This window comes from Delftia sp. DT-2, assembly GCF_028401915.1.
GTDB lineage: Bacteria > Pseudomonadota > Gammaproteobacteria > Burkholderiales > Burkholderiaceae_C > Comamonas > Comamonas tsuruhatensis.
In genome coordinates this window covers 116,672-137,886 of sequence record NZ_JAQOTI010000007.1, presented here as the reverse complement: position 1 = coordinate 137,886, position 21,215 = coordinate 116,672, and the positions used below count along the sequence as shown (strand labels likewise).

General features: G+C 66.7%; 18 protein-coding genes. All 18 read right to left on the bottom strand.

Annotated features, from left to right (window positions below):
• Nucleotides 1-16: 16 nt before the first annotated feature.
• The 18 genes from PO605_RS14010 to PO605_RS13925 all read right to left on the bottom strand — a co-directional run bounded on the left by PO605_RS14010 (nucleotide 17) and on the right by PO605_RS13925 (nucleotide 21,122).
• Nucleotides 17-772 carry an ABC transporter permease gene (locus tag PO605_RS14010; RefSeq protein WP_016445581.1) on the bottom strand — a complete coding sequence of 252 codons (756 nt, stop codon included), beginning with the start codon at nucleotides 770-772 and terminating at the stop codon, nucleotides 17-19.
• Complete coding sequence (locus PO605_RS14005) at nucleotides 769-1,698, bottom strand: ABC transporter ATP-binding protein (RefSeq protein WP_013800798.1); 930 nt, start codon at nucleotides 1,696-1,698, stop codon at nucleotides 769-771. Before PO605_RS14005 ends, PO605_RS14010 begins: the two co-directional genes overlap by 4 nt.
• Nucleotides 1,699-1,771: 73 nt before the next feature.
• Nucleotides 1,772-2,059, bottom strand: a complete 288-nt coding sequence (locus PO605_RS14000) for an STAS domain-containing protein (protein WP_047473032.1) — start codon at nucleotides 2,057-2,059, stop codon at nucleotides 1,772-1,774.
• Between the two features lie 20 nt (nucleotides 2,060-2,079).
• A complete protein-coding gene (locus PO605_RS13995) occupies nucleotides 2,080-2,721 on the bottom strand; it encodes an MlaC/ttg2D family ABC transporter substrate-binding protein (RefSeq protein WP_016445579.1) in 642 nt (213 codons plus the stop codon).
• Between the two features lie 115 nt (nucleotides 2,722-2,836).
• Nucleotides 2,837-3,637: an MlaA family lipoprotein gene (locus PO605_RS13990; protein ID WP_047473033.1), complete on the bottom strand. Its 801-nt coding sequence runs from the start codon at nucleotides 3,635-3,637 to the stop codon at nucleotides 2,837-2,839.
• Nucleotides 3,634-4,119 (bottom strand): outer membrane lipid asymmetry maintenance protein MlaD, encoded by a 486-nt coding sequence (gene mlaD, locus PO605_RS13985; RefSeq protein WP_016445577.1) that lies wholly within the window; start codon nucleotides 4,117-4,119, stop codon nucleotides 3,634-3,636. Before mlaD ends, PO605_RS13990 begins: the two co-directional genes overlap by 4 nt.
• Nucleotides 4,120-4,162: 43 nt before the next feature.
• Nucleotides 4,163-4,945 (bottom strand): lipid asymmetry maintenance ABC transporter permease subunit MlaE, encoded by a 783-nt coding sequence (mlaE, locus tag PO605_RS13980; protein ID WP_016445576.1) that lies wholly within the window; start codon nucleotides 4,943-4,945, stop codon nucleotides 4,163-4,165.
• Nucleotides 4,942-5,781 (bottom strand): ABC transporter ATP-binding protein, encoded by an 840-nt coding sequence (locus PO605_RS13975; RefSeq protein WP_016445575.1) that lies wholly within the window; start codon nucleotides 5,779-5,781, stop codon nucleotides 4,942-4,944. The genes mlaE and PO605_RS13975 overlap by 4 nt, the downstream gene beginning before the upstream one ends.
• A 218-nt stretch (nucleotides 5,782-5,999) precedes the next feature.
• Entirely contained in the window at nucleotides 6,000-6,788 is a 789-nt protein-coding gene (locus PO605_RS13970; protein ID WP_269431530.1) for an amino acid ABC transporter ATP-binding protein, read from the bottom strand.
• The gene (locus PO605_RS13965; RefSeq protein ID WP_012207336.1) at nucleotides 6,769-7,422 is read right to left on the bottom strand and encodes an amino acid ABC transporter permease; all 654 of its coding nucleotides are present in this window, start codon (nucleotides 7,420-7,422) and stop codon (nucleotides 6,769-6,771) included. The genes PO605_RS13970 and PO605_RS13965 overlap by 20 nt, the downstream gene beginning before the upstream one ends.
• Before the next feature lie 131 nt (nucleotides 7,423-7,553).
• A complete protein-coding gene (locus PO605_RS13960; RefSeq protein ID WP_016445573.1) occupies nucleotides 7,554-8,360 on the bottom strand; it encodes an amino acid ABC transporter substrate-binding protein in 807 nt (268 codons plus the stop codon).
• Between the two features lie 208 nt (nucleotides 8,361-8,568).
• Entirely contained in the window at nucleotides 8,569-9,942 is a 1,374-nt protein-coding gene (gene pelG / locus PO605_RS13955) for an exopolysaccharide Pel transporter PelG (RefSeq protein ID WP_016445572.1), read from the bottom strand.
• Entirely contained in the window at nucleotides 9,942-11,498 is a 1,557-nt protein-coding gene (gene pelF / locus PO605_RS13950; protein ID WP_047473035.1) for a GT4 family glycosyltransferase PelF, read from the bottom strand. The genes pelG and pelF overlap by 1 nt, the downstream gene beginning before the upstream one ends.
• The gene (locus PO605_RS13945; protein WP_016445570.1) at nucleotides 11,495-12,517 is read right to left on the bottom strand and encodes a hypothetical protein; all 1,023 of its coding nucleotides are present in this window, start codon (nucleotides 12,515-12,517) and stop codon (nucleotides 11,495-11,497) included. Before PO605_RS13945 ends, pelF begins: the two co-directional genes overlap by 4 nt.
• On the bottom strand, nucleotides 12,510-13,889 hold the full coding sequence (locus PO605_RS13940; RefSeq protein ID WP_016445569.1) for a PelD GGDEF domain-containing protein: 1,380 nt from the start codon (nucleotides 13,887-13,889) through the stop codon (nucleotides 12,510-12,512). The genes PO605_RS13945 and PO605_RS13940 overlap by 8 nt, the downstream gene beginning before the upstream one ends.
• A gap of 22 nt (nucleotides 13,890-13,911) precedes the next feature.
• Nucleotides 13,912-14,463, bottom strand: a complete 552-nt coding sequence (locus PO605_RS13935; RefSeq protein WP_047473036.1) for a transporter — start codon at nucleotides 14,461-14,463, stop codon at nucleotides 13,912-13,914.
• Nucleotides 14,464-14,488: 25 nt separating this feature from the next.
• The gene (locus tag PO605_RS13930; protein ID WP_272206558.1) at nucleotides 14,489-18,337 is read right to left on the bottom strand and encodes a tetratricopeptide repeat protein; all 3,849 of its coding nucleotides are present in this window, start codon (nucleotides 18,335-18,337) and stop codon (nucleotides 14,489-14,491) included.
• Nucleotides 18,303-21,122: a bifunctional glycoside hydrolase 114/ polysaccharide deacetylase family protein gene (locus PO605_RS13925; RefSeq protein ID WP_272206557.1), complete on the bottom strand. Its 2,820-nt coding sequence runs from the start codon at nucleotides 21,120-21,122 to the stop codon at nucleotides 18,303-18,305. The genes PO605_RS13930 and PO605_RS13925 overlap by 35 nt, the downstream gene beginning before the upstream one ends.
• Nucleotides 21,123-21,215: the final 93 nt, after the last annotated feature.

Genomic DNA, 21,215 nt, shown 5'->3' with positions numbered 1-21,215 from the left:
AGCCTGTGGAAAAACCTCAGCCGCGGATCTTGTAGCCGATGCGCAGCAGGTGCACGGCCAGGGCACTCACCGCCAGCCAGGCCGAGCCGACGATGGCCAGGCTGACCCAGGGCGATACGTCGCTCTGGCCGAAGAAGCCGTAGCGGAAACCGTCGATCATGTAGAAAAACGGGTTCAGATGGCTGACTTTTTGCCAAAAAGGCGGCAGGGACTGGATCGAATAGAACACGCCCGACAGGAACGTCATGGGCATGATCAGGAAGTTCTGAAAGGCCGCCATCTGGTCGAACTTGTCAGCCCACAGGCCGGCGATCACACCCAGCGTGCCCAGCAGCGCCGCGCCCAGCAGGCCGAAGACCAGAATCCACAGCGGTGCCGTGAATTCGGGAATGGCGAAGTACAGCGTGACGACGAACACGCCCGCGCCCACCAGCAGCCCGCGCAGCACCGACGCTCCCACGTAGGCGCCGAACCAGGCCCAGTGGGACAGCGGCGTGAGCAGCACGAAGACCATGGAGCCCATGATCTTGCTCTGCACCAGGCTGGAGGAGCTGTTGGCGAAGGCGTTCTGCAGCACGCTCATCATCACCAGGCCAGGGATCAGGAAGGCCGTGTAGCTGATGCGGTCGTACACCAGCACCCGGCCTTCGAGCACATGGCCGAAGATCAGCAGATAGAGCACGGCCGTGAGCACGGGTGCGGCCACGGTCTGGAAGCTGACCTTCCAAAAGCGCAGCACTTCCTTCTTGAGCAGGGTCTGCCAGCCGTTCATGCCGAAGCTCCCTGCGAAGTCTGTCCCTGCTCATTCATCACATGGATGAAGACGTCCTCCAGATCGGCGCGGCGGATTTCCACGTCCTCGGGCACGACGGAGCCCTCGCGCAGCGCGGCGAGCAGGCGTTCCACATCGCTGGCGTCGTTGGCGGGTATCTGCACGATGCGGCCGGTCACCCGCGCCCGCGCGGCCAGGGCCGGCGGCAAGGCGGTATCGGTCTTGAACTGGAGCACGTTGGAGGAGGCGGACTTGAGCAGATCCGACATGGTCGAGAGCTTGACGATGTTGCCCTGCTTGAGCATGGCCACGCGGCTGCACAGCGCCTCGGCCTCTTCCAGGTAGTGGGTGGTGAGCAGCACGGTATGGCCTTCGCGGTTCAGGCGTGCGATGAAGTGCCACAGCGTCTGGCGCAGCTCCACGTCCACGCCGGCCGTGGGCTCGTCGAGCACGATGATGGGCGGCTTGTGCACCAGCGCCTGGGCCACCAGCACGCGGCGCTTCATGCCGCCGGACAGCTGGCGCATGTTGGAATTGGCCTTGTCGGTCAGCCCCAGGCTGTGCAGCAGCTCGTCGATCCAGTCGTCATTGTTCCTGACGCCGAAATAGCCGGACTGAAAGCGCAGCGCCTCGCGCACATTGAAGAAGGGATCGAAGACCAGCTCCTGCGGCACGATGCCCAGCTTGCGCCGGGCAGCCGAGTAGTCGGCATGCACGTCGCTGCCCTGGACCAGCACGCGGCCGCTGGTGGCGCGCGACAGGCCGGCCAGGATGCTGATCATCGTGGTCTTGCCAGCGCCATTGGGACCGAGCAGGCCGAAGAACTCGCCCTCCTCGATGTCCAGACTCACGTGGTTGAGCGCCTGGAAGGCCCCCTTGGGGGTCTGGTAGGTCTTGGAGATGGATTGGAATGAGACGGCAGACATGCGAGGCGCGATTCTAGGCCCTTGCAGCCAAACCTGCCTTGCAGGGCTCTTTGCAGCGGCGCGCTGCGCCGGCTCAGGAGGGGGAGGATGCGGCCGTGTCGGCCAGCAGCCCGTCGACGCCATACAGCGCCGCCATGGACTGCAGGCCCTGCGGCAGGCCCACGACCACCAATTGCTTGTCTGCCGCCTTCGCGGTGCGGCGGCAGGCCAGCAGCACGGCCAGTGCGGCCGAGTCGAAGACCTCGACACCGCTGGCATCGACACGCACCTGGGCGCCGTCGAAGGCCTGCACCTGGGGTCGCAGCTGCACGAGACAGCTGCGTGCCTGGCGGTAGGTCAGTTCACGGGGGAGCTGCAGCATGGCGCGTGCGTCCGAGGCTGTCAGCCCTTGGAGGGCGGCGTGGCCGGCATCTTGCTGCGCGTGGCCAGGGTCTCGATCAGGCCGTCGATGCCGCGGGCATTGATTTCCTGGCTGAACTGGTTGCGGTAGGTTTCCACCAGCCACACGCCCAGCACGTTCAGGTTGTAGATCTTCCAGCCGTCACCGGACTTCTCGAGCCGGTAGTCCAGCTGCACGGGCTCGCCGCGGCCCAGCACCTCGGTGCGCACCAGCACATCGGTGTCGCCGGCTGCCGCGCGCAGGGGCTTGACGTTGATGGTCTGGTTGCTGACCTGCGTCAGCGCGCCCGAATAGGTGCGGATCAGCAGGGCCTTGAACTCGGTCTCCAGCTTCTCGCGCTGCGCAGGCGTGGCCTGGCGCCAGGCCGGCCCCACCGAGGCGGAGGTCATGCGGCGGAAATTCACATACGGCATGACCTTGTCATTGACCAGCGCATTGACCTTGGAGACATCGCCCTCGCGCAGCGAGGGGTCCTTCTTGATGGTTTCCAGCACGTCGGTGGAGACACGCTTGATCAGCGCATCGGGGGTCTCGCCGGCTGCGCGGGCCGGCAGTGCCGCGCCAAGGGTTCCCATGGCCAGCATGGCTGCAGCGGCAGCGCTCCAGGCACGTCGATTGATCATCACTCTTCCTTTCCCAGCAGGGCCTCATGCCCCGGACCGGGTTGATATTGCACATTTTTCCGGCCGCGCCATGTCAGGCAGCGGCCGTTTTTCATCTCGGGATGTTACGAACTGCTTACTTCGCGCCGTCTTCGGGCGGCAGCTTGCCGGCATCGTCGTCGTAATCCTCGATGCGACCGTCATCACCCGACTTGCCACGCCGCAGGTTCAGGTAGACATCGCGCGTCAGGCTGTAGCGGTCGAGCGCGACGGAGTCCAGCGTGTCGGAGGCATTGAGCAGGCGGGCACGTGTATCCACCAGTCGCAGCACATACAGGCTGTTGCGAACCGGGATGTCGTTGATCGCCGACATGGGGTTGCCCCAGGCATCCACCGGAAGAGCCGCAGTGTCACGCACCGTGGACGGGCCCAGCAGCGGCAGCACCAGGTACGGCCCGGTGGGCACGCCCCAGCGACCCAGGGTCTGGCCGAAGTCCTGCTTTTGGCGCTCGATGCCGGCCTCGCTGGCGATGTCGAGCAAGCCGCCCAGGCCGAAGACCGTATTCACCGAGAACCGCACGACGGAGTTGTAGGCGCCTTCGGCCTGGCCCTGCAGCGCGTTGTTCACGAAGGACCAGACATCGCTGAGGTTGGAGAAGAAATTGCTCACGCCATCGCGGGCCAGACGCGGAGTGACGTCGCGGTAGGCCGTGGCCACCGGCTTCAGGACGGCACGGTCCAGGCCGTCGTTGAACGAGTAGACGCTGCGGTTGAACGGCTCGAACGGGTCCTGGGGATTGCGGGCCTCGCCCGGCGCGGTGGCGCAGCCGGCGAGCAGCGAAGCGGCGGCCAATGTGCCCAGCATGGCTGCGCGCTGCCAGGATGCTGCCTGGACTGCAGGGCGACCCACGGTCGCCTGTTCATGGTTGGTTGTCATTCTTTGCCTCCTGCACCGGAGCTGCCACCCTGCTCGGCCTTGCCGTAGAGGAACTGTCCGATCAGATTTTCCAGCACAACGGCCGACTGGGTTGCGACGACGCGGTCGCCATCCTTGAGGTTGTGGTCATCTGCGCCGGCTTCGATGCCGATGTACTGGTCGCCGAGCAGGCCGCTGGTCAGGATCTTCAGGGAACTGTCCTTGGGAAACGCGTAGCGGTTTTCCATGGCCATGGTCACGCTGGCCTGAAAGACCTGATCGTCGAAGGTGATGGATTCCACGCGGCCCACGACGACGCCCGCGCTGCGCACGGCCGCCTTGGGCTTGAGTCCGCCGATGTTGTCGAAGCGCGCGGTCAGCGTGTAGGTTTTCTGGAAGCTCAGGCTCAGCAGGTTGGCCGACTGCAGCGCCAGGAACACCAGCGCCGCAGCGCCGATCAGCACGAACAGTCCGACCCAGACATCACTCTTGGATTGCTGCATGGTTTGTTTTTCCTTGTTTTGCGGGGGTGGCTTCGGTGACGGGTCAAAGGCTGAACATCGTGGCCGTGAGCAGGAAGTCCAGCCCCAGCACGGCCAGCGAGGCCATCACCACCGTGCGCGTGGTCGCGCGGGACACGCCTTCGGGCGTGGGCTTGGCTGCATAGCCCTGCAGCAGCGCGATGAAGGTCACCGCCACGCCGAACACCAGGCTCTTGAGAACGCCGTTGCCCAGGTCATACCACCAGTCCACGCCGTTTTGCATCTGGCCCCAGAAGGCACCGCCATCGACGCCGATCATGACCACGCCCACCAGCCAGCCGCCGATCACGCCGACGGCGCTGAAGACAGCGGCCAGCAGCGGCATGGCGATCAGGCCGGCCACGAAGCGCGGCGCCAGGATGCGGCGCACGGGGTCCACGGCCATCATTTCCATGGCCGACAACTGCTCGCCGGCCTTCATGAGGCCGATCTCGGCCGTCAGCGCCGTGCCGGCACGGCCGGCAAACAGCAGCGCCGTGACGACGGGGCCGAGCTCGCGCACCAGGGACAGCGCCACCAGCAGGCCCAGCGCCTCGGCCGAGCCGTAGCGCTGCAGGGTGTAGTAGCCCTGCAGGCCCAGCACGAAACCGACGAACAGGCCGGACACGCCGATGATGGCCAGCGAATAGTTGCCCAGGAAATGGATCTGGTCGCCAATCAGCCGCGGCCTGCCCAGCGCCGGCCCCATCAGCGCGAGCAGGCGGCCGAACAGGCGGGTCCCCATGCCCAGCTGGGTCAACTGGTGGCGCACTGCCGCGCCGATGCGAGCGGGATGCAGCCGGTTCATGCGCGCCTCCGGCCGTTGGCCTTGACCGGGCTTTCAGGCGTGCCGAAATCCTCTTCGGCACTCACGCCGGGGTAATGGAAGGGTACGGGGCCGGTGGCGCGTGCGTGGATGAACTGCTGCACCAGCGGATCGGGATTGGCCTTGACTTCCTCGGGCGAGCCCTGGGCGGCGACACCGCCGTTGCCCAGAATGACCACATGGTCGGCCACATGGAAGGTTTCCTCCACGTCATGGGACACCAGGATGGAGGTCAGGCCCATGGCGTCGTTGAGTTCTCGGATCAGTTGGGCAGCGGTGCCCAGGGAAATGGGATCCAGCCCGGCGAAGGGCTCGTCGTACATGACCAGTTCGGGGTCCAGTGCAATGGCCCGCGCCAGCGCCACGCGGCGGGCCATGCCGCCCGATATCTCGCTGGGCATGAGGTCGCGCGCACCGCGCAGACCCACGGCATGCAGCTTCATGAGCACGATGTCGCGCACCAGTTCGTCGGGAAGGTCGGTGTGCTCGCGCAGCGGGAAGGCCACGTTGTCGAACACGCTCATGTCGGTGAACAGGGCGCCGAACTGGAACAGCATGCCCATGCGCCGGCGCGCAGCATACAGGCCCGCGGCGTCCATGGTGGTGACGTCCTTGCCATCGAACAGCACCTGCCCCTGCTGGGCATGCTGCTGGCCGCCGATCAGGCGCAGCACGGTGGTCTTGCCCCCGCCCGATGCGCCCATCAGGGCCGTGACTTTGCCGCGCGGCACCTGCAGCGACAGGTCGCGCAGGATCACACGCTCGCCATAGCCGAAGGTGACGTTGCGCAACTCCACGAAAGAGGCGGTTGGGATCATGCTGTGGTGCGGTCGATAAATGTTCGCAGGCAAGCCCGCTATTGTGCAGACAGGTGCCGCTGCTTGCTCACCACCGCCCGAGATAAACATACATCCGTGTATGTTTCTCAAAAAGTCATGGCAGAAACCGCCATAAAAAAAAGAGCATGCTTTGCTTGCTACACAAGCGTTGCACGCTCTCTGGACCTGGGGAAAATCCGGACTGGACAGATGTTTTTTTACAACATGTTCTGCAGGAATGCCTGGGTCCGCGTGTGCTGCGGCGCCGCAAAGAATGCTTCCGCAGGGCCTTGCTCGACGATCTCCCCCTTGTCCATGAAGATCACGCGATTGGCCACTTCACGGGCAAAGCCCATCTCGTGGGTCACGACCAGCATGGTCATGTGCTCCTGCGCCAGCTCGCGCATGGTGCGCAGCACCTCGCCGGTCAGCTCGGGGTCCAGCGCGGAGGTGGGCTCGTCGAACAGCAGGATGTCGGGCTCCATGGCCAGGGCCCGGGCAATGGCCACGCGCTGCTTTTGCCCGCCCGACAGACGGTTGGGATAGGCATCGCGCTTTTCCAGCAGGCCCACCTTGTGCAGCAGCGCCTCGGCCTTGGGCACGATCTGCTCGCGCCTGAGGCCCTTGACGACGATCGGCGCCTCGATGATGTTCTCCAGCACCGTGAGGTGCGGGAACAGGTTGAAGGACTGGAACACCATGCCCATCTTGCGGCCGATCTGGCGGATCTGCGCCTCGGGCACGTAGTGGGCGCGGCCGTCCGCGCCGCTGTCCACCAGCACCTCGCCCTCGACGGCGACACGGCCGCTGTCAATGGTTTCCAGGTGGTTGAGGCAGCGCAAAAAGGTGCTCTTGCCCGATCCCGAGGGACCGATGATGGCCACCACCTCGCCACGCGCCAGCTCCAGCGAAACGCCGCGCAGCACCGGCACGCCGCCAAAGCCCTTGCAGATGTTCTGCGCCGAGATCATGGTCTCGGGCGCGTTATCACGCGTCGTATTTGGCATGGCGTTTTTCTAGGTATTGGAAGATCCAGGTCAACACGAGAGTCATGACCAGATAGAAGCCTGCGGCCACCACGAAGGGCGTGATGGTGAAATCGCGCTGCACGATGCCGCGCGCGGCGCGCAGCAGATCGTTCAGGGCCAGCACGTAGATCAGCGAGGTGTCCTTGACCAGGGTGATGGTCTCGTTGCTCACAGGCGGGATGATGCGCGCCCACATCTGCGGCAGGATGATGCGGCGCATGGTCTGGCCGTAGCTCATGCCCAGCACCTTGGCGCCCTCGTACTGGCCGCGGTCCACGGACTGGATGCCCGCGCGGAAGATTTCGGCGAAGTAGGCGGCGTAGTTCAGCGCGAAGGCGACCACGGCGGCCGGGAAATCGGGCAGGCGCACGCCGATCACGGGCACGAAGGGCAGCGCGAAGTAGATGAACAGCATCTGCAGCATCAGCGGCGTGCCGCGCATCAGCCAGATGTAGCCGCCGACCAGCCGGCTCAGGGCGGGAAAGCGGGAGATGCGCATCAGCGCCAGCGACAGTCCCAGGGGAATGGACAGCGCCAGGGTGATGACGAAGAGCTTGAGGGTGACCAGGGCGCCGGCGGACAGCGGCCCCATGAGCGAGATTACATATTCCATCGAATGGCCTCAGTGCGGTGCGCGGCCCCGCCGGCATCGGCAGGATCCGGGCAGCCACGGGCGCGTGCGTCCCAGAACGCAAAAGACCGGCAATGCCAGGCTGGCCTTGCCGGTCGCATGGTGTGCCGGATTTACTTGATGATGTCCTTGCCGAACCACTTGGAGGCGATTTCGGCGGCCTTGCCGTCCTTCTTCATCTCGGCCAGCGCGGCTTCGAGCTTGCCCAGAACTTCGGTGTCCTCCTTGCGCAGGCCCACGCCGTAGTCCTCGGTGCCGAAGTTGTCCTCGAGCACCAGGTATTCGCCAGCCTTCTTGGCCACGTGGAAGCGCCCCACGACCTCGTCGACCACGACGGCGTCCAGGCGGCCGGCCGACAGGTCCATCAGCGCGGTGATGTTGTCGCCGAAGGTCTTCAGGTCCTTGAAGCTGGCGGCCACGGCGGCGTCCTTCTTGATGGCGTCCACGGCCGAGCTGCCATCCTGCGCACCCACGACCTTGCCGGCCAGGCCGGCCTTGTCCTTGATGTCGGAGTCGGCGCGCACGATGATGATCTGGTGGTTCTCCATGTAGGGCGCGGTGAAGGCGATGTTCTTCTTGCGCTCTTCGGTGATGGTCAGGCCGTTCCACAGCGCGTCGACGCGCTTGCCGACCAGCTCGGCCTCCTTGGCGCTCCAGTCGATGGGCTTGAAGTCCACCTCCACGTTCATGCGCTTGGCGGCTTCACGCGCCATGTCGATGTCGAAGCCGACGATCTCGTTCTTGTCGTCACGAAAGCCCATGGGCGGGAAGTTGTCGTCCAGGCCGATCACCAACTTGGTCATGGCTGCCGGCACGGGGGCGGCAACCGGCGCGGCGGCGGTCGATGCGGACTCGTTCTTGCCGCAGGCTGCCAGCAGTGCAGACAGGGCCACCATGGCCAAGAGGGTGCGTTTTTTCATGGCTTAAAGCTTTGGAGTGGAAAAAGCGAAAGGCGGCGGCCGCTGCACGCAAGGTGCGCAATCGTTGTAATGAATGGTTCCTTGGCGGAACCTTTGTCTCGGTTGGGTGCCGGCGCCGAATCCCGTATTGTCGCGCAGACCGGCGCCCCCCGCCAACACGCTGGATCAAGACCGTGCAAATCGGCAAAGGGCGAGAGATGCCTGCCGGTCACTGCAGCATGAAGGTCTTGTACTCGAGCCGGTTGAGTTCGCGCGAGAGCATGAACAGGCCCACGCACAGCGTCACCAGCATGGCCAGGCAAAAGCCGTAGCCATAGAACGCGGCGCCCAGCGCCAGCGAAATGCCCGTGAAGGCGATGTTCAGCACCACCAGCAGCAGGCACAGCATGAAGACGATGCGCCGCTCGTCCAGATAGAAGAACACGTTGAGCACGGCCATCACGCCCACCTGCAGCCCGGCGCCGACCACCTGCACATGCAGCAACGGCAGGTACAGCTGGGAGATGCCCAGCAACTGCAGGATGGCCGGTCCGGCCACCAGGGTGACGAGGACGGCCAGCGTCTGCACCTTGGCGATCTCGCCCAGGCCCGCCTGGATGGCGTAGACCATTTCGTTGCGCATGGACTCGATGTACTCGAGCGATCCGCCGCCGCGCACGGCATCGAAGAACTTGTCGTAGTACTCGACGAAGTCGGTCTCGATGCGCACCAGAAAGACCGCCATGCCCGGAATGATGGACAGGTAGGACAGGAACACCGGCAGGTCGTAGATCAGCGAGGCCCTGAGCCCGCCGATGATCTGCTGCGAGGTCGGCGGGTAGTACCAGAACATGAACTTGTCGATCCAGATACCCAGGTTGTAGAGCACGCCGATGGCGATCAGCGCCGGAAAGATCAGCGAGCGCTGCGTGAAGTCGAAGGCGATCCAGCGCTTTTGCAGCGGAAAGCTGCGCAGCACGATCAGCCACATGCCGGCCAGCAGCAGCACGTGGCCGATCACGAAGCTGGCCAGCAGCCCTTCCAGCCCCCAGTACCGCAGCGGCAGCGCCAGCAGCACGATGAGCAGGTAGGTGGCGCCGAACAGCCCGGCAATGGCCCGGTAGTGCTTGAGGCCCGACAGCAGCACGGTCATGACCCAGACCACGCACATCAGCGTGAAGCCGGCCAGCATCAGCACGCGGTACAGCAGGCCCTGGCCCGGCAGCACCACGAAAAGCGCCAGCGTGCCCAGCGCGCTGGCAGTGGCCACGACCACCAGCAGCAGGCCATGCAGGTTGGGCAGGATGCTCTCGTCCTTCTTGAGGAACAGCTGGTCCGAGACAAAGCGCGTGAATGCCAGCTGCGCCGCCCCGGTCAGGATCAGGCTGCTGGCCACCAGGTAGGTGACCGAGGTCTGGAACTGCGTGACCAGCAGCGGCGGCGCCACCACGCTGACGCTGAACACCCCCACCAGCAGGATGCCGATGATGGAGAACACCCACGGCCCCGAGCCGATGACGCCCGCATAGGCGTAGGCCTGGAGCACGCTGGTCAGCGTGTTCTTGCGCAGCAGGTGGCGCAGTTCGAATCCAATGCCGGCCATCAGTGTTTTTCCTCGGACTGTTGCAGCGCCCTGTCATAGACCTGCCTGTAGCGCTCGAACAGCAGCCGGTCGGAGTAGTAGCGCTCCACGCGCGCAATCCCGGCCGCGCTGGCGGCCTGCCATTGCCCGGGCGATGCCAGCAGCTCCAGGCAGGCATCGGCCAGTGCCTCGGGGTTGGCAATGCCGACCACGCGCCCGCACGAGCCCAGGGCCTGGTCCTCGGGCCCCAGCCCGTCGATGAGCTGGCGGCACGAGCCCACGTCGGTGCTGACGACGGGCACGCCGGCGGCCTGTGCTTCGAGAATCACCAGGGGCAGCGCCTCGCTGATGGACGACAGCACGACCACGCCCACCTTGGGCAGCAACTCCTCCACCTTCTGCATGCCCAGAAAGCGGACGTTGGCCTGCAGGCCCAGGCTGTCCACGAGGTTCTGGCATTCATCGGCATAGGCCGGGTCTTCGGCCGTGGGGCCGGCCACCCAGGCCTGGGCCTGGGGCATCCGGTTGACCACGCGGCGCATGGCGCGGATGAAGGTCTTGATGTCCTTGATGGGCACCACGCGGCCGATCAGGCACAGCACGGGCGGCGTCTCGGCCAGCCGCTGGGCGCGCAGCGGCGCAAAGCGCTCTATGCGGATGCCGTTGGGAATGCTGACCGTGCGCTCTGCCGCCGCGCCATCGGCCACCTGGCGCAGGCGGTTGTTCTCGTACAGCGCAATGATGGGGTCGGCCGCGCCATAGCAAAAGCGCCCCATCCAGTCGAAAAACCGTATCCACATCTGCCGGAAGAACGACACCTCCATGGGGTCGCGCTGGAAGATGTTGCGGTTGTCGCGTATCCAGGTGCTCTGCAGCAGGTCAATCTGCCGTTCCTTGGTGTAGATGCCATGCTCGGACAGCACCAGCGGCAGGCCGCGCGAATGGTGCAGCAGCCCCCCCAGAAACCCCGCATAGCCCGTGGAGACCGTATGCAGCACGCGCACCGGGATCAGCCCGTGGGCGATGCGCGCCATCAGCCACAGCGGCTGCAGCATGATGCGCACGGTCCAGAAGAAGTCCACGAACGATGGATCGGTGCAGTGGCGCCGGTAGCTGTCGCGGATCAGGTCCCAGGCGAATTCGCTGTGCAGGAAATCCTCCAGCGGCAGGCTGCCGCCGGGCTGCAGTTCCAGCGCAATCGAGCGCATGGCCGCCAGCACCTTGGCCCGGCTTTCGTCACTGCCGTCATGCGCCTCCAGCGCTTGCAGGAACTCCCGGGCCTTGGCCAGGGCTTCGGGATGGCCGCGCGAGGGCGCGGGCTGGATGTTGGAGTGCAGGGCGTCAAAGAGGAAATGCTGCTCGAAGTGCACCACGTTGGGCGGCAGCGCGTAGCGGAAATCGCCATAGTCCTCGCGCCGGCTTCCCAGGAAGACGATGGCGAAACGGTGCTCGGGATAGGCCTGCAGGATCTGGTTGACCCAGCTGGACACGCCGCCGCTGACATAGGGAAACGTGCCCTCCAGCAACAGCGCGATGTCCGCACTGGCCGCCGTGGGGAACTGGCTCGCACGGCTCATGAGGCACTCCAGTAGCGGATGCTGGGCTTCAGGCGCGGCAGGGCATGCTCGATGTCCAGCGATCGCATCAGCGCCTGCGCCTTGGCGAACTCGCGCCGCTCGAACAGCAGCTCGGCCTGGTAGGGCACGACGCGCGCGGGCTCCATGCCCAGCGCCAGCGAGCGCTCGTAGCAGGCCAGCGACTCCACCTGCCTGCCCTGCAGATGCAACAACCGGCCACGGCGCAACAGCAGCAGCGCGTTGTCGGGCCGCTGGGCCAGCACCAGGTCGCAGTAGTGCAGGGATTGCTGGATGGCGTGGTCACGCACATCGCCCTGCGCCACGCCCTGGTAGACCAGCTCCGCATACAGGTCGGTGAGCGCCCGAGCCGCCTGCAGTCCGCGCGGCCCGCAGGGCGCATCGCCCTCGGACTGGCGGGCATGCTCGAACAGCTGCAGCTCCTGGTGGATGGTCTTGCTGATCTCGCGCTCCTTGGCGTCCAGCATGCTGTAGGCCAGCAGGCGCAGGTCCTCGCTGGAATCGCCCAGCGCCGTGCGCAGCATGGGCGAGGCAATGCGCCCCGGCACGCTGCCCAGCGCCACCATGGCCCGCATGCGCGAGGCGACGGGCACATTGGGATTGGCCAGGAAGGACTGCAGGCCCGCCTGGCGGCGGCTGGTTCCGGACTGCTGGTGCGGGTCGAAATCGGGCAGGGGCATCACCGGAAAGCGCTGGCCACCGCGCGGGCCGCGCTGCGTGTGCAGCGCAATGGTGGCCACGACGGCGCCCAGGATGCCGGCCACCGGCACGGCATAGGCAAACAGCCCCATCAGCGCCACCAGGGCCAGGCGCTGGCGCACCGACCTGGCCGAGGTGGCCAGGAACGGCGCCAGGCACAGCGCCAGCAGGCCGCTGGCCAATCCATGGGCCATGAGATAGCCCAGCAGGGCGGCATCCGACTGGCTGCGCAGCAGCCACAGGCTGCTCCAGGAGGCGATTTCCGCGGCCAGCGCGCCCAGGGCCAGCTTGAGGTTAAGCATGGCCCTGCCCCATCTGGTGCAGCCGCTCCAGCACGCTGATGGCCGAGCAGCGGTCCAGCAAGATGGTGCGCGGGAAGATGCCCGCATCGGCCAGCGAGGCCACGCCGCGCTGGGCCAGCCAGGCCTCGATGCGGTTCAGGTAGCCCTCGGCCGTGGCGTTGGTGCCCAGCGGCATGAAGATGGCCAGCAGTTGCCGGCCATCGCGCTCCTGCAGCCAGGAGCGGTCCAGCATGCGCTCCAGCCGCATGATCTGCTGGGCCATCTGCGCCTGGACGGCCGATGGCGACAGCTCCAGCGCCACCACCACGCTGCTCAGGCGCGCGCTGCGGTTCACATGCTCCATGCGCTGCACCTCGAAGGCGAAGTGCGGCGGGCAGTCGGGATAGGCCTGCAGCAGCGGTGCGGCCAGGCTGTTGGCGGCCACGCTGTCGGTGTAGTAGCCCAGCAGCAGGTTGATGGTCTGCAGCGCTTCTTCCTGCAGTGCGAAGAAAGGCATTTCCTCGACCAGCAGCAGGCCGTAGATCTCGCCCTCCAGGTCCAGCATGGGCGCCACGACGATGTACTGCGTCTGCTGGCCTTGCGCCATGCTTTGCGAGATATGGCACAGCACATGGCTGTCCAGCGCCTGGCGCACCAGCGGGTCATGGACATGGATGGGCCGCTCGCCGCCCAGCTGGGCAATGGGCGTGGGGTCCAGCACATCGTTGCGCACGGGCACCAGGCTGGCCACGCTGATCTGGCTGAAGCGCGCCAGCAGGTTGAGCAGGCTTTGCGCATCGCCCTCGGCGCCGCTGAGGCCGCTGAGCACGTTGATGGCGTCGCGCATGGACACGGGACGGCCTATGAGCTCCTGCTCGAGGCGGTCATGCGACAGGCGCAGAAGGTAATGCTGGCGGATCAGCTGCTCGGTGCGCTGGTCCATGTAGTTCTGCGCCGTGCGCGCACGGCGTATGCGCGCGCGCCACAGGCTGGAGATCTCGCCCACGACCATGACCAGGATCAGGCCGCCCAGGAAATACTGTTCGGGAAACAGCGACAGATCCCGCTGGTTGACGCCCAGCCATGCCAGCAGCAGCACACCGGACGCCGACAGGCCGGCAACGGGCCCGTAGCGCAGGGCCACGACCACGGGCGCCAGCCAGGCCCAGGGAAACTCCGCCTCCACCCACAGGGGGTTGGCGGGGTTGGCCCACATGCCGACCAACAGGGCCAGCAACGGCAAAAGCAGCGTCTCTCCCACCACCACCCAGGGCTTGGCGCTTGTCTGCACAAGCAGGCCCAGGGGCGAACCCCTGAATTCCGCGGCAATGCCGGCTCGGCGCGGTGCATCGGGATGCGGTGCCGCCTTGGGCGTGGTGGCTTGGTCTGGCATGGAAAATCGTTCCTCGATGCGCTTATCGGGCGTTGGCCAGGCCCGTGCCCAGCAGATTGCGGATCAGCTTCTGGCCCACGGCGGCCAGGGCCTCGCGGCTCCAGCCGCTTTGCGCGCCCGCGCCGCTCCACACGGTGGCGCCGGTGCCCACCTCCACGATCTCCAGCGTCACACCCACGGCCGGTTCGCCATCCACTCCGACCTTGTAGCGCCATTCGTCCACCGCGCCCGTCAGCGCATAGCGCACGCCTTCGCCGCGCGCCCAGGCCAGGGCGTCCTCGCGGCGCTTGGCGTCGCGGCCGTCGAACAGCGTCTCCTGCAGCGCATCGCCCGTGTAGCGCTTGACCTGGCCCACGCCGCGCGCATTGATCAGCGCCGTGGCGATGGCGGCGGCGCGGTTGCCGGCCATGGGTGTCTCGGTGTGGTTCTCGAAGGGCAGCACGGCCCAGCTGGCGTTCGTCTCCAGAGCGGGCGCCGTGCCCCGGTCGATGGTCGAGCAGGCAGACAGCAGGCCGACAAGGGCCATACCCGTGAGCACGCGAAGGCGGGAGGCAAAAGAAGTGCGGTGTGTCATGGAAAGGCTCCTTGAAGTCTTCGGATCAGTAGTGGAGGCGGTAGGTGAGCAACAGCTCGCGGGTATTGCCCACGGTGTTGATGCCCGACTTGGACAGGTTCAGGCCCAGCGCGAGGTGGTCCGCACCGAACAGGCTGGTGGCCAGGCCCATGCCCAGCTCGTAGCCCGCGCCGTTGATGCTGTGGTGCGTCAGGGCCAGGCTGGCATAGGGCCGCAGCGCGCGCGTGTATTGCTGCTCGTAGCCCGTGTTGAACATCATCTGCAGGCCCGAGAAGCGGAAGCTGCGCGGCAACAGATAGTCGATGGTGGGATCGTTGAACGCAGGCAGGTAGCCCAGGATGGCCGCATCCCTGCCCTGCAGCAGCGCCGGGTCGGTGCGGCTGTAGCGGTGCCAGGAGGTGAAGGCGCCGAACTGCAGGGTGGGTGCCTCGCTGCGATAGGTGTGCAGGTATTGCAGCATCGCATGGTTGCCGGAGCCCACGCGGGCGCCGCTTTGCACGCGGTAGCGCTCCGATGCCAGCTCCAGCGTGATCTGGTCCAGGCGTGAGAGCTGGTAGCTGCTGCCCAGCGACACGCGGTCCTTCATGCCGCCCATGCGCATGGCCAGCGTTTCCTGCGTGGCCAGGTGCCGGCCCAGCGATGCCTGCAGGCTCCAGCGGCTGTCCACGTTGTAGGTCTGCGTGAACTGCATCGGCGTGTAGCTCTCCAGGCTTTCGCGCCGGCCCAGCATGAACTCGCTGGAGGCCGACTGCGTCTTGCGCGTCAGGCGCAGGCCGATGCCCCGCTCCTGGGAGGGTCCGCGCACCAGGGTGCTTTTGTTGACCGTGCGGCGCACGTCCTCGGCATCCAGGTCCAGCGCCCAGCGGGGGTTGAGACCCACATGCCAGCGCAGCCGCGAGACCTGCTCGTCGATGGCGTCCATGCGGCGATTGCGCAACTGCAGGCCGCCGTAGTCGCTGAAGGCCAGCAACTGCTCGGTCAGCCCCAGGTGAAGGGGATCGTCGTCGGGCTGGTAGGCCATGCTCTCGAAGCCCGCGGTCTGCGCCAGCCGCACATCGCCCACCATGGCCGCCGCGTTGATGCGGTCGTAGCGCGGCAGTGCCTCGTCATGGCGCTGCAGCAGCTGCCCGGCCTGGGCCACATCCTTTTCCGCCAGGGCCACCGTGATCTCGGCCCACAGCGGTGCGCTGGCACTCTTGCTGCGGCTGCGCGCGTACTGCTGCCAAAGGTAGCCGCGCTCGGCCTGGTATTCGCCGCGCTCCTGCAGCCAGGCGATGGCCAGCTCGGCCGCAGCAGCGGAATGCTCGCGGCGCCCGCCTTCCAGGTCCATGCGCAGCAGCTCGCGCATCAGGGCGAATTCGGCATCGCCCTGGGTATGAAAGAGCATGAGCCGGCTGCGTGCCTGGCGCTGGACCTCGTCCAGGCCCTCGGCGGTCAGCCAGCGGCGGGCCGCATCGGCCGAAGGGCCCTGCTGCGCACGCGTGCGCGCCTTCTCGCGCTGCCACAGCTGCTGCCTCAGGTTCCAGGCCTGGTCCGCCTGCTGGTTCTGCTCCAGCGCGTCCGCGTACTGCATCATCCACAGGAAGTCGTCGGCATGCTCCGTGCGGTGCGGCTTCAGATACCGCTCCAGCGCAACAGCCGGGCGCGACAGCGTCATGTAGGCCGCCGCCAGGGCGCCGTGCATGTCGGCATCACGCGCCCACACGGGCTCGGCCGCCGCCAGCAGCAGCTTGAGGGCCGCCGCGTTCTGCGTGTCGATCAGCAGCCACATCAGGCCCTGGCGCAGCGGCGTGGAGCCGGGGTCCAGCGCCAGGCCCTTCTCGAAGGCTTCCATGGCCTTTTTCGGCTGCGCAGTGCGCTGGTAGTAGGCGCCCAGGATCTGGAAAAAGGTGGGCTGGCCCATCAGGCGCTTGAGCAAGGCCGGGTCGGCCATGATGCGCTCGACCTGGCGGCCGATCTGCGTCCAGTCCTCCTGATCCTCCAGCAGGTAGAAGGCCTGTGTCAGATGGCGCACGTCCTGGAACTGCTCCCAGGCATGCAGGGACATCTGGGCCGCCTCGCGCCGGTCGGTGCGCTGCAGCAGGCGGATCACTTCGTCGTAGTCGCTGATGCCGGCGTGCGGCGTCTGCAGCAGGCGGCGGTAGGCCTTGAGCGTCAGCGCCTCCTGGCGCTGGTCCTGGGCCAGGTCGCCCAGCAGGCGCCAGTACTCGCCTTCGTCCTGCATGCCGGCCGGAACGCGCGTCTGTGCGTCTTCCAGCCAGCGCAGGCCCAGCGCCGGCTCGCCCTGCAGCAGCGCGAGCACGGCGGCGGGCATGACATGGGCCGGCGTGCGCTGCTCGGGATCGCTGAGCACGCGCTTCCATGCCTGCAGCGCCAGCGGCGGACGGCCTGCGCGCTCGGCCAGCTGGGCCAGCAGAATCTGCGACTGCGGCGTACTGCCGTGCTTTTGCAGATAGTCGATGGCCGCGCCCGGCTCGGCCTGGCGCTCATAGGCCTGGACCAGCGCCTGCAGCAGCGCGGCATCCTGGGGACGGCGGCTCAACTGGTGGCGCAGGCCGGCAATCAGGGCGCGGTCGTCGAACAGGCCCGGCGCCAGGCGCATCACCGTCTTCCAGGCATCTTCACGGCCCGTGTTCTGCGCAATGACCAGCCAGTTGTCCAGGGCCTGCTGCTGCTGCCCCATCCATTCGGACACCTGGGCCAGGCGCTCGCGCCAGGCCATGTCCTGCGGCGCCTGGCGCACGGCGGCCGTGGCCACGCGCCAGGCATCTTCCAGGTTGCGGTTCTCGAGGAACACCTCGTAGCCCAGCTGGTAGGTCTTGTCGTCAAAGGGCAGGCCCGGCGGCGGCTTGCGCGCGGGGTCGGCCGTGCGCAGCATGCGCCAGCCCGGGGCGGTCCAGGCCACGGGCTGCAGTGCCCAGGCGCCGTCATCGGCCACTGTGGACGCTACGGCCGGGCCGGCTCCCGAAGCGCCTGCCACCTGCACCTGCCATTGCTGCAGCAGGGACAGCTGCAGCAGCCGCTTGGCATAGCGCTCGGCCTCGGCCCGGTTGCCGGCCGCACGCGCCAGGCCGATGAGCCTTCGCAGCGTTTCCGGGTCGCTGCCCAACAGTTCTTCCTGCTGGCGCGCCAGCGCCAGCGCTTCGCTGGCACGGTTGCCGGACTGCAGCACCTGCAGGGCCTGCCAGAGGTAGGCGCGCGACTGCGGGACATCGTCGGTGGTGGCACTGGCCTGGCGCAGCAGCCGGGCCGATTCCTCGTACAGCGACATGCCCAGCGCCTGCCGCGCTGCGGACTCATAGACCTGCGCCTTGCGCGCGGGATCGCCCTGGCGGGCGGCCACATCGTCGTAGATGCCCAGGGCCAGCGGTGCGTCCTTGAGTACCAGCGCCGAAGAGGCCAGGTACAGCGCCTGCTCCTGGGTCAGACCCGCCAGCGGGACCTCCTTGAGCGCCTGCATCACCTGGAGCGCCAGGGCATCGGCCTGCCCTCCGGCGCGATGGTCCTGCTTTTGCGCCTCCAGATAGTTCTGGTAGGCGGCCTGCCAGCGCTCCCAGGCCTGGACGGCGGCGCTGGGCAGCGCCTGCTTGGCTGCCTCTTCGCGCGCCAGCTTGATGGCTTTCAGGCGCTCCTCCTTGGCCTTGAGCAGGGCGCGCAGGTTTTCATTGCCCGGGTCGCTCTTGAGCAGGTTGCTCAGGTAGTTGTAGGACAGCTCGGAATCATCTCCGGTGACGGAGAGCCGGCGCTCCAGATCCTGCTTGGGAAACAGCATCCACAGGGCACCGCCGATCAGTACCGCCAGCAGCACGATCAGCCAGAAGGGAACCGTGACGGGGCGCTCAGAGCCCCCGGCATTGCGCTTGGAGTTCAACACTGTTTTGGGTACTTCTGAAGGAACGGAGGTTGGAGCTGCCCGTATCGGCACCCGCCACGGCAATGAGGGGATTGGCGGCATTCAGGGAACTCAGCGCACAGCCGGACGGCAGGTGCATGCGCAGCTCCAGCGGCACATGGCCCTGCAGGGTCAAGCGCACGCCGCCATCGGCCTGGGGCAGCCATTGCGTGAGCCGGGCATTGGCATCCACCAGATAGGGACGCGCCGCGGAGGCGGCCGCGCCTGCGGCATCCTGCTGCACCAGGTATCCGGCGCCGCCGGCCAGGTGAAGGTAGTTGCCGTCCGTGCCCTTGGCATAGCCGGCAATGCCGCGGCTGGCAGCCATGGACGGCAGGGCCATGCCGGGCGGCATGCGCAGCGTGCGCAACTGGCCCGGGCCCCGCAGGCGCCAGCCCTGCGCGTCGCGGCCGATGGCGAATTCGTAGAAATCCTGCACCTTGCGGATGTACTCGGAGCTGTAGACCGGGTTCAGCCGCTGCGCCAGCGCCCACTGGTAGACCTTGTGCAGGGCCTTGATGCTGGCCTGCTTGCTGGCGGAGTAGGAGTGGTAGTAGATGTCCACGGCCTTCATGCGCCGGGGCGCGTCGGTCATCTCGAAGGTTTCGATGACGCGCTCGAAGCCGTAGAACGGCCCGTGCCAGAGATTGGTGTAGATGTTCTCGTTGGTGACGGGCGCATAGATCTGCAGATGGCCGCCCTTGCGCAGGCCCCAGCTGCGCACCTCCGTCAGCGAGGGATTGCTGCGCGTGATGGCCGTGTCGCCGCCATTCATGTTGAGCAGTCCCGCCGCGTCGGAGATGGCCAGGGCCTCGGCGCTGGGCGCCGTATTGCCGGTCCACAGGAACACGTCCACCGGCTTGCCGGGCGGCGCCAGGCGCTTGCGGATGTAGTCGACCGAGCCATTGATCTCCCGGTTCATGTCCATCTGGTAGCCGGGGATGTGGAGGTTGAGGTTCACCTCCTTGCTGTCATCCCCGTCGGGCGCTGCCCCGGGCTCCCAGAAGAAGGGATGGGAATAGGAATGGCTGGCGATCTCGACATGGGGCATGGCGAAGATGCGCTTGGCAATGCCCTCCAGCTGGTCGGCCCACTGCGGATACAGGCCCTGCGGCGAGACTTCGGCCTCGATGACCGAGATGGTGTGCGGAATCCTGTAGCGCTCCAGGATCTCGCGGCGCAGCACTTCGCCCGCGAAGGGCGTGCCCGGCAGCTCGGCCTTGGAAGGAAAGCCGTCCCCGTCCACATGGGCCAGCAGCAGGCGGCGGCCGTTCTCGGTGGTGACGTCGGGCACCGGAAAGTCCTGCAGGCGCAGCGCCTCGCGCAACAGCGCGAAGGGGTCGATCACCCAGCGCGACTGGTCGGTGCCCGGCATGCCCACCACCACATAGGGCATGAGTGCAAAGCCGCCCCATGGCGTGATGGCGGCTGACACGAAGCGGCGCCCCCGCTTGTCGTCGAAGGACAGCAACTCGCGGCTGCCCCTGGCCATCTGCGGCGTGAACTCCCAGCCTTCGTAATCGTGCGCTGGCTCGGCCGGCTGTATCTCGAAACCCATGACCGGCGCCTTTTCGGCGCGCCGCAGCGGGAACACGGGTGCCGCTTCCGTGCTGCGCGTGCCCAGGGCGGCCGACATGGTGCGGTCCTGGGACAGGCCCAGCGTATTGAGCACCAGCAGCGGCATGCCATGCTGCACCTGGTTGGCCAGCCACTGCCGCACGCTTTTGGCCCGCATCTCGGGCACCGCGCCGCCGAACCAGCTCACCACGCCGGCATAGCGGTCGCGCGACACGCCTTCGGGCAGGGGCTCGCGCACATCGGCGTAGTCGGCGACGTAGCCCATGTAGTTCAGGGGCATTTCCAGGAAGCGGTGCGCCGATGCGCCGTTGATGGTCGGATAGTCGGCACCGTTGTAGAGAATCAACACCCTGCGCGCCACCGCCTCCACCTGGCCTATGCCCAGGGTCTGCAGCCCGGCATCGGAAACCCAGGGGATGATGCCCAGCTGCGCAATGCGGCGGGCGGTCTCGCGCGTGGCGTCGCGGTCATGCGGGGCCACGTAGTCGATGGACAGCACCGGCAGGCGGTCGCGCTCGCGGATGGTCTGCAGTTGCTGCAGCAGCCATTCGCGGTCTTTCTCGGGCACGTTCACATAGCGCTTGAGGCTGGCATCCCAGCCCCGCAACAGCGACTCGGCCGCCACCATCTGTACCTTGTCCCTCACGCGCGGCACGATCTCGAAGCCCCGGTTCAGGATCAGGCGGATGCCGGGATAGCGCTGGTGCAGCGTCTCGATGACGCGCACCAGACCGTCCTGCTGGGCCTTTTCGTCGAAATTCTTGGCCAGGCGGTAGGAGTCCAGCGTGTCCAGGAAGAAGCCGCGAAAGCCCTGCTTCCACAGCGGCGCGATCACCTCGTCGGCAAAGAAGGCGGGCCACTGCGCAGGTGTCTGGTCCAGGACGATGGACTGCCAGGCGCCGTTGCGCGCCATCTTCCAGGCCTCGGGAATCTTGCCGAAGTAGGCGCGCTCGGGCAGCACCTCGGCCACGGAAGCGTAGGCATACAGCTCGCTGCCCGGGGCCTGCTTGCGAAACCGGACCGGGTCATAGCCATGGCCCGGCTCCACGACGGCAATGTCGTAGAGGCTCAATTCACTGAGCGATGCCTTGTTCCCGTAATAGACAGCCACCGCGGGTTCGGCAGCCTGCACCACCCAGCCGCACAGCAACCCCCAGCAGACCAGGCAGCTTCGCAGGAAACCGTTCACGGCCTTCTCCTCAGGGCGTGGTGATGCCCCATCAATTCATAGTTTTTATGCATCAAATTTCTTAACAATTTGATGAAAGCTATCGTCAATCCG

Bases quoted from the DNA above. Each gene is read 5' to 3' on its own strand.
- PO605_RS13945 (WP_016445570.1), bottom strand. From the start codon at position 12,517: ATGCTTAACCTCAAGCTGGCCCTGGGCGCGCTGGCCGCGGAAATCGCC.
- mlaD (WP_016445577.1), bottom strand. From the start codon at position 4,119: ATGCAGCAATCCAAGAGTGATGTCTGGGTCGGACTGTTCGTGCTGATC.
- PO605_RS13960 (WP_016445573.1), bottom strand. From the start codon at position 8,360: ATGAAAAAACGCACCCTCTTGGCCATGGTGGCCCTGTCTGCACTGCTG.
- pelG (WP_016445572.1), bottom strand. From the start codon at position 9,942: ATGGCCGGCATTGGATTCGAACTGCGCCACCTGCTGCGCAAGAACACG.
- pelF (WP_047473035.1), bottom strand. From the start codon at position 11,498: ATGAGCCGTGCGAGCCAGTTCCCCACGGCGGCCAGTGCGGACATCGCG.
- PO605_RS13940 (WP_016445569.1), bottom strand. From the start codon at position 13,889: ATGCCAGACCAAGCCACCACGCCCAAGGCGGCACCGCATCCCGATGCA.
- PO605_RS13935 (WP_047473036.1), bottom strand. From the start codon at position 14,463: ATGACACACCGCACTTCTTTTGCCTCCCGCCTTCGCGTGCTCACGGGT.
- PO605_RS13995 (WP_016445579.1), bottom strand. From the start codon at position 2,721: ATGATCAATCGACGTGCCTGGAGCGCTGCCGCTGCAGCCATGCTGGCC.
- PO605_RS14005 (WP_013800798.1), bottom strand. From the start codon at position 1,698: ATGTCTGCCGTCTCATTCCAATCCATCTCCAAGACCTACCAGACCCCC.
- PO605_RS14000 (WP_047473032.1), bottom strand. From the start codon at position 2,059: ATGCTGCAGCTCCCCCGTGAACTGACCTACCGCCAGGCACGCAGCTGT.
- PO605_RS13990 (WP_047473033.1), bottom strand. From the start codon at position 3,637: ATGACAACCAACCATGAACAGGCGACCGTGGGTCGCCCTGCAGTCCAG.
- mlaE (WP_016445576.1), bottom strand. From the start codon at position 4,945: ATGAACCGGCTGCATCCCGCTCGCATCGGCGCGGCAGTGCGCCACCAG.
- PO605_RS14010 (WP_016445581.1), bottom strand. From the start codon at position 772: ATGAACGGCTGGCAGACCCTGCTCAAGAAGGAAGTGCTGCGCTTTTGG.
- PO605_RS13970 (WP_269431530.1), bottom strand. From the start codon at position 6,788: ATGCCAAATACGACGCGTGATAACGCGCCCGAGACCATGATCTCGGCG.
- PO605_RS13975 (WP_016445575.1), bottom strand. From the start codon at position 5,781: ATGATCCCAACCGCCTCTTTCGTGGAGTTGCGCAACGTCACCTTCGGC.
- PO605_RS13965 (WP_012207336.1), bottom strand. From the start codon at position 7,422: ATGGAATATGTAATCTCGCTCATGGGGCCGCTGTCCGCCGGCGCCCTG.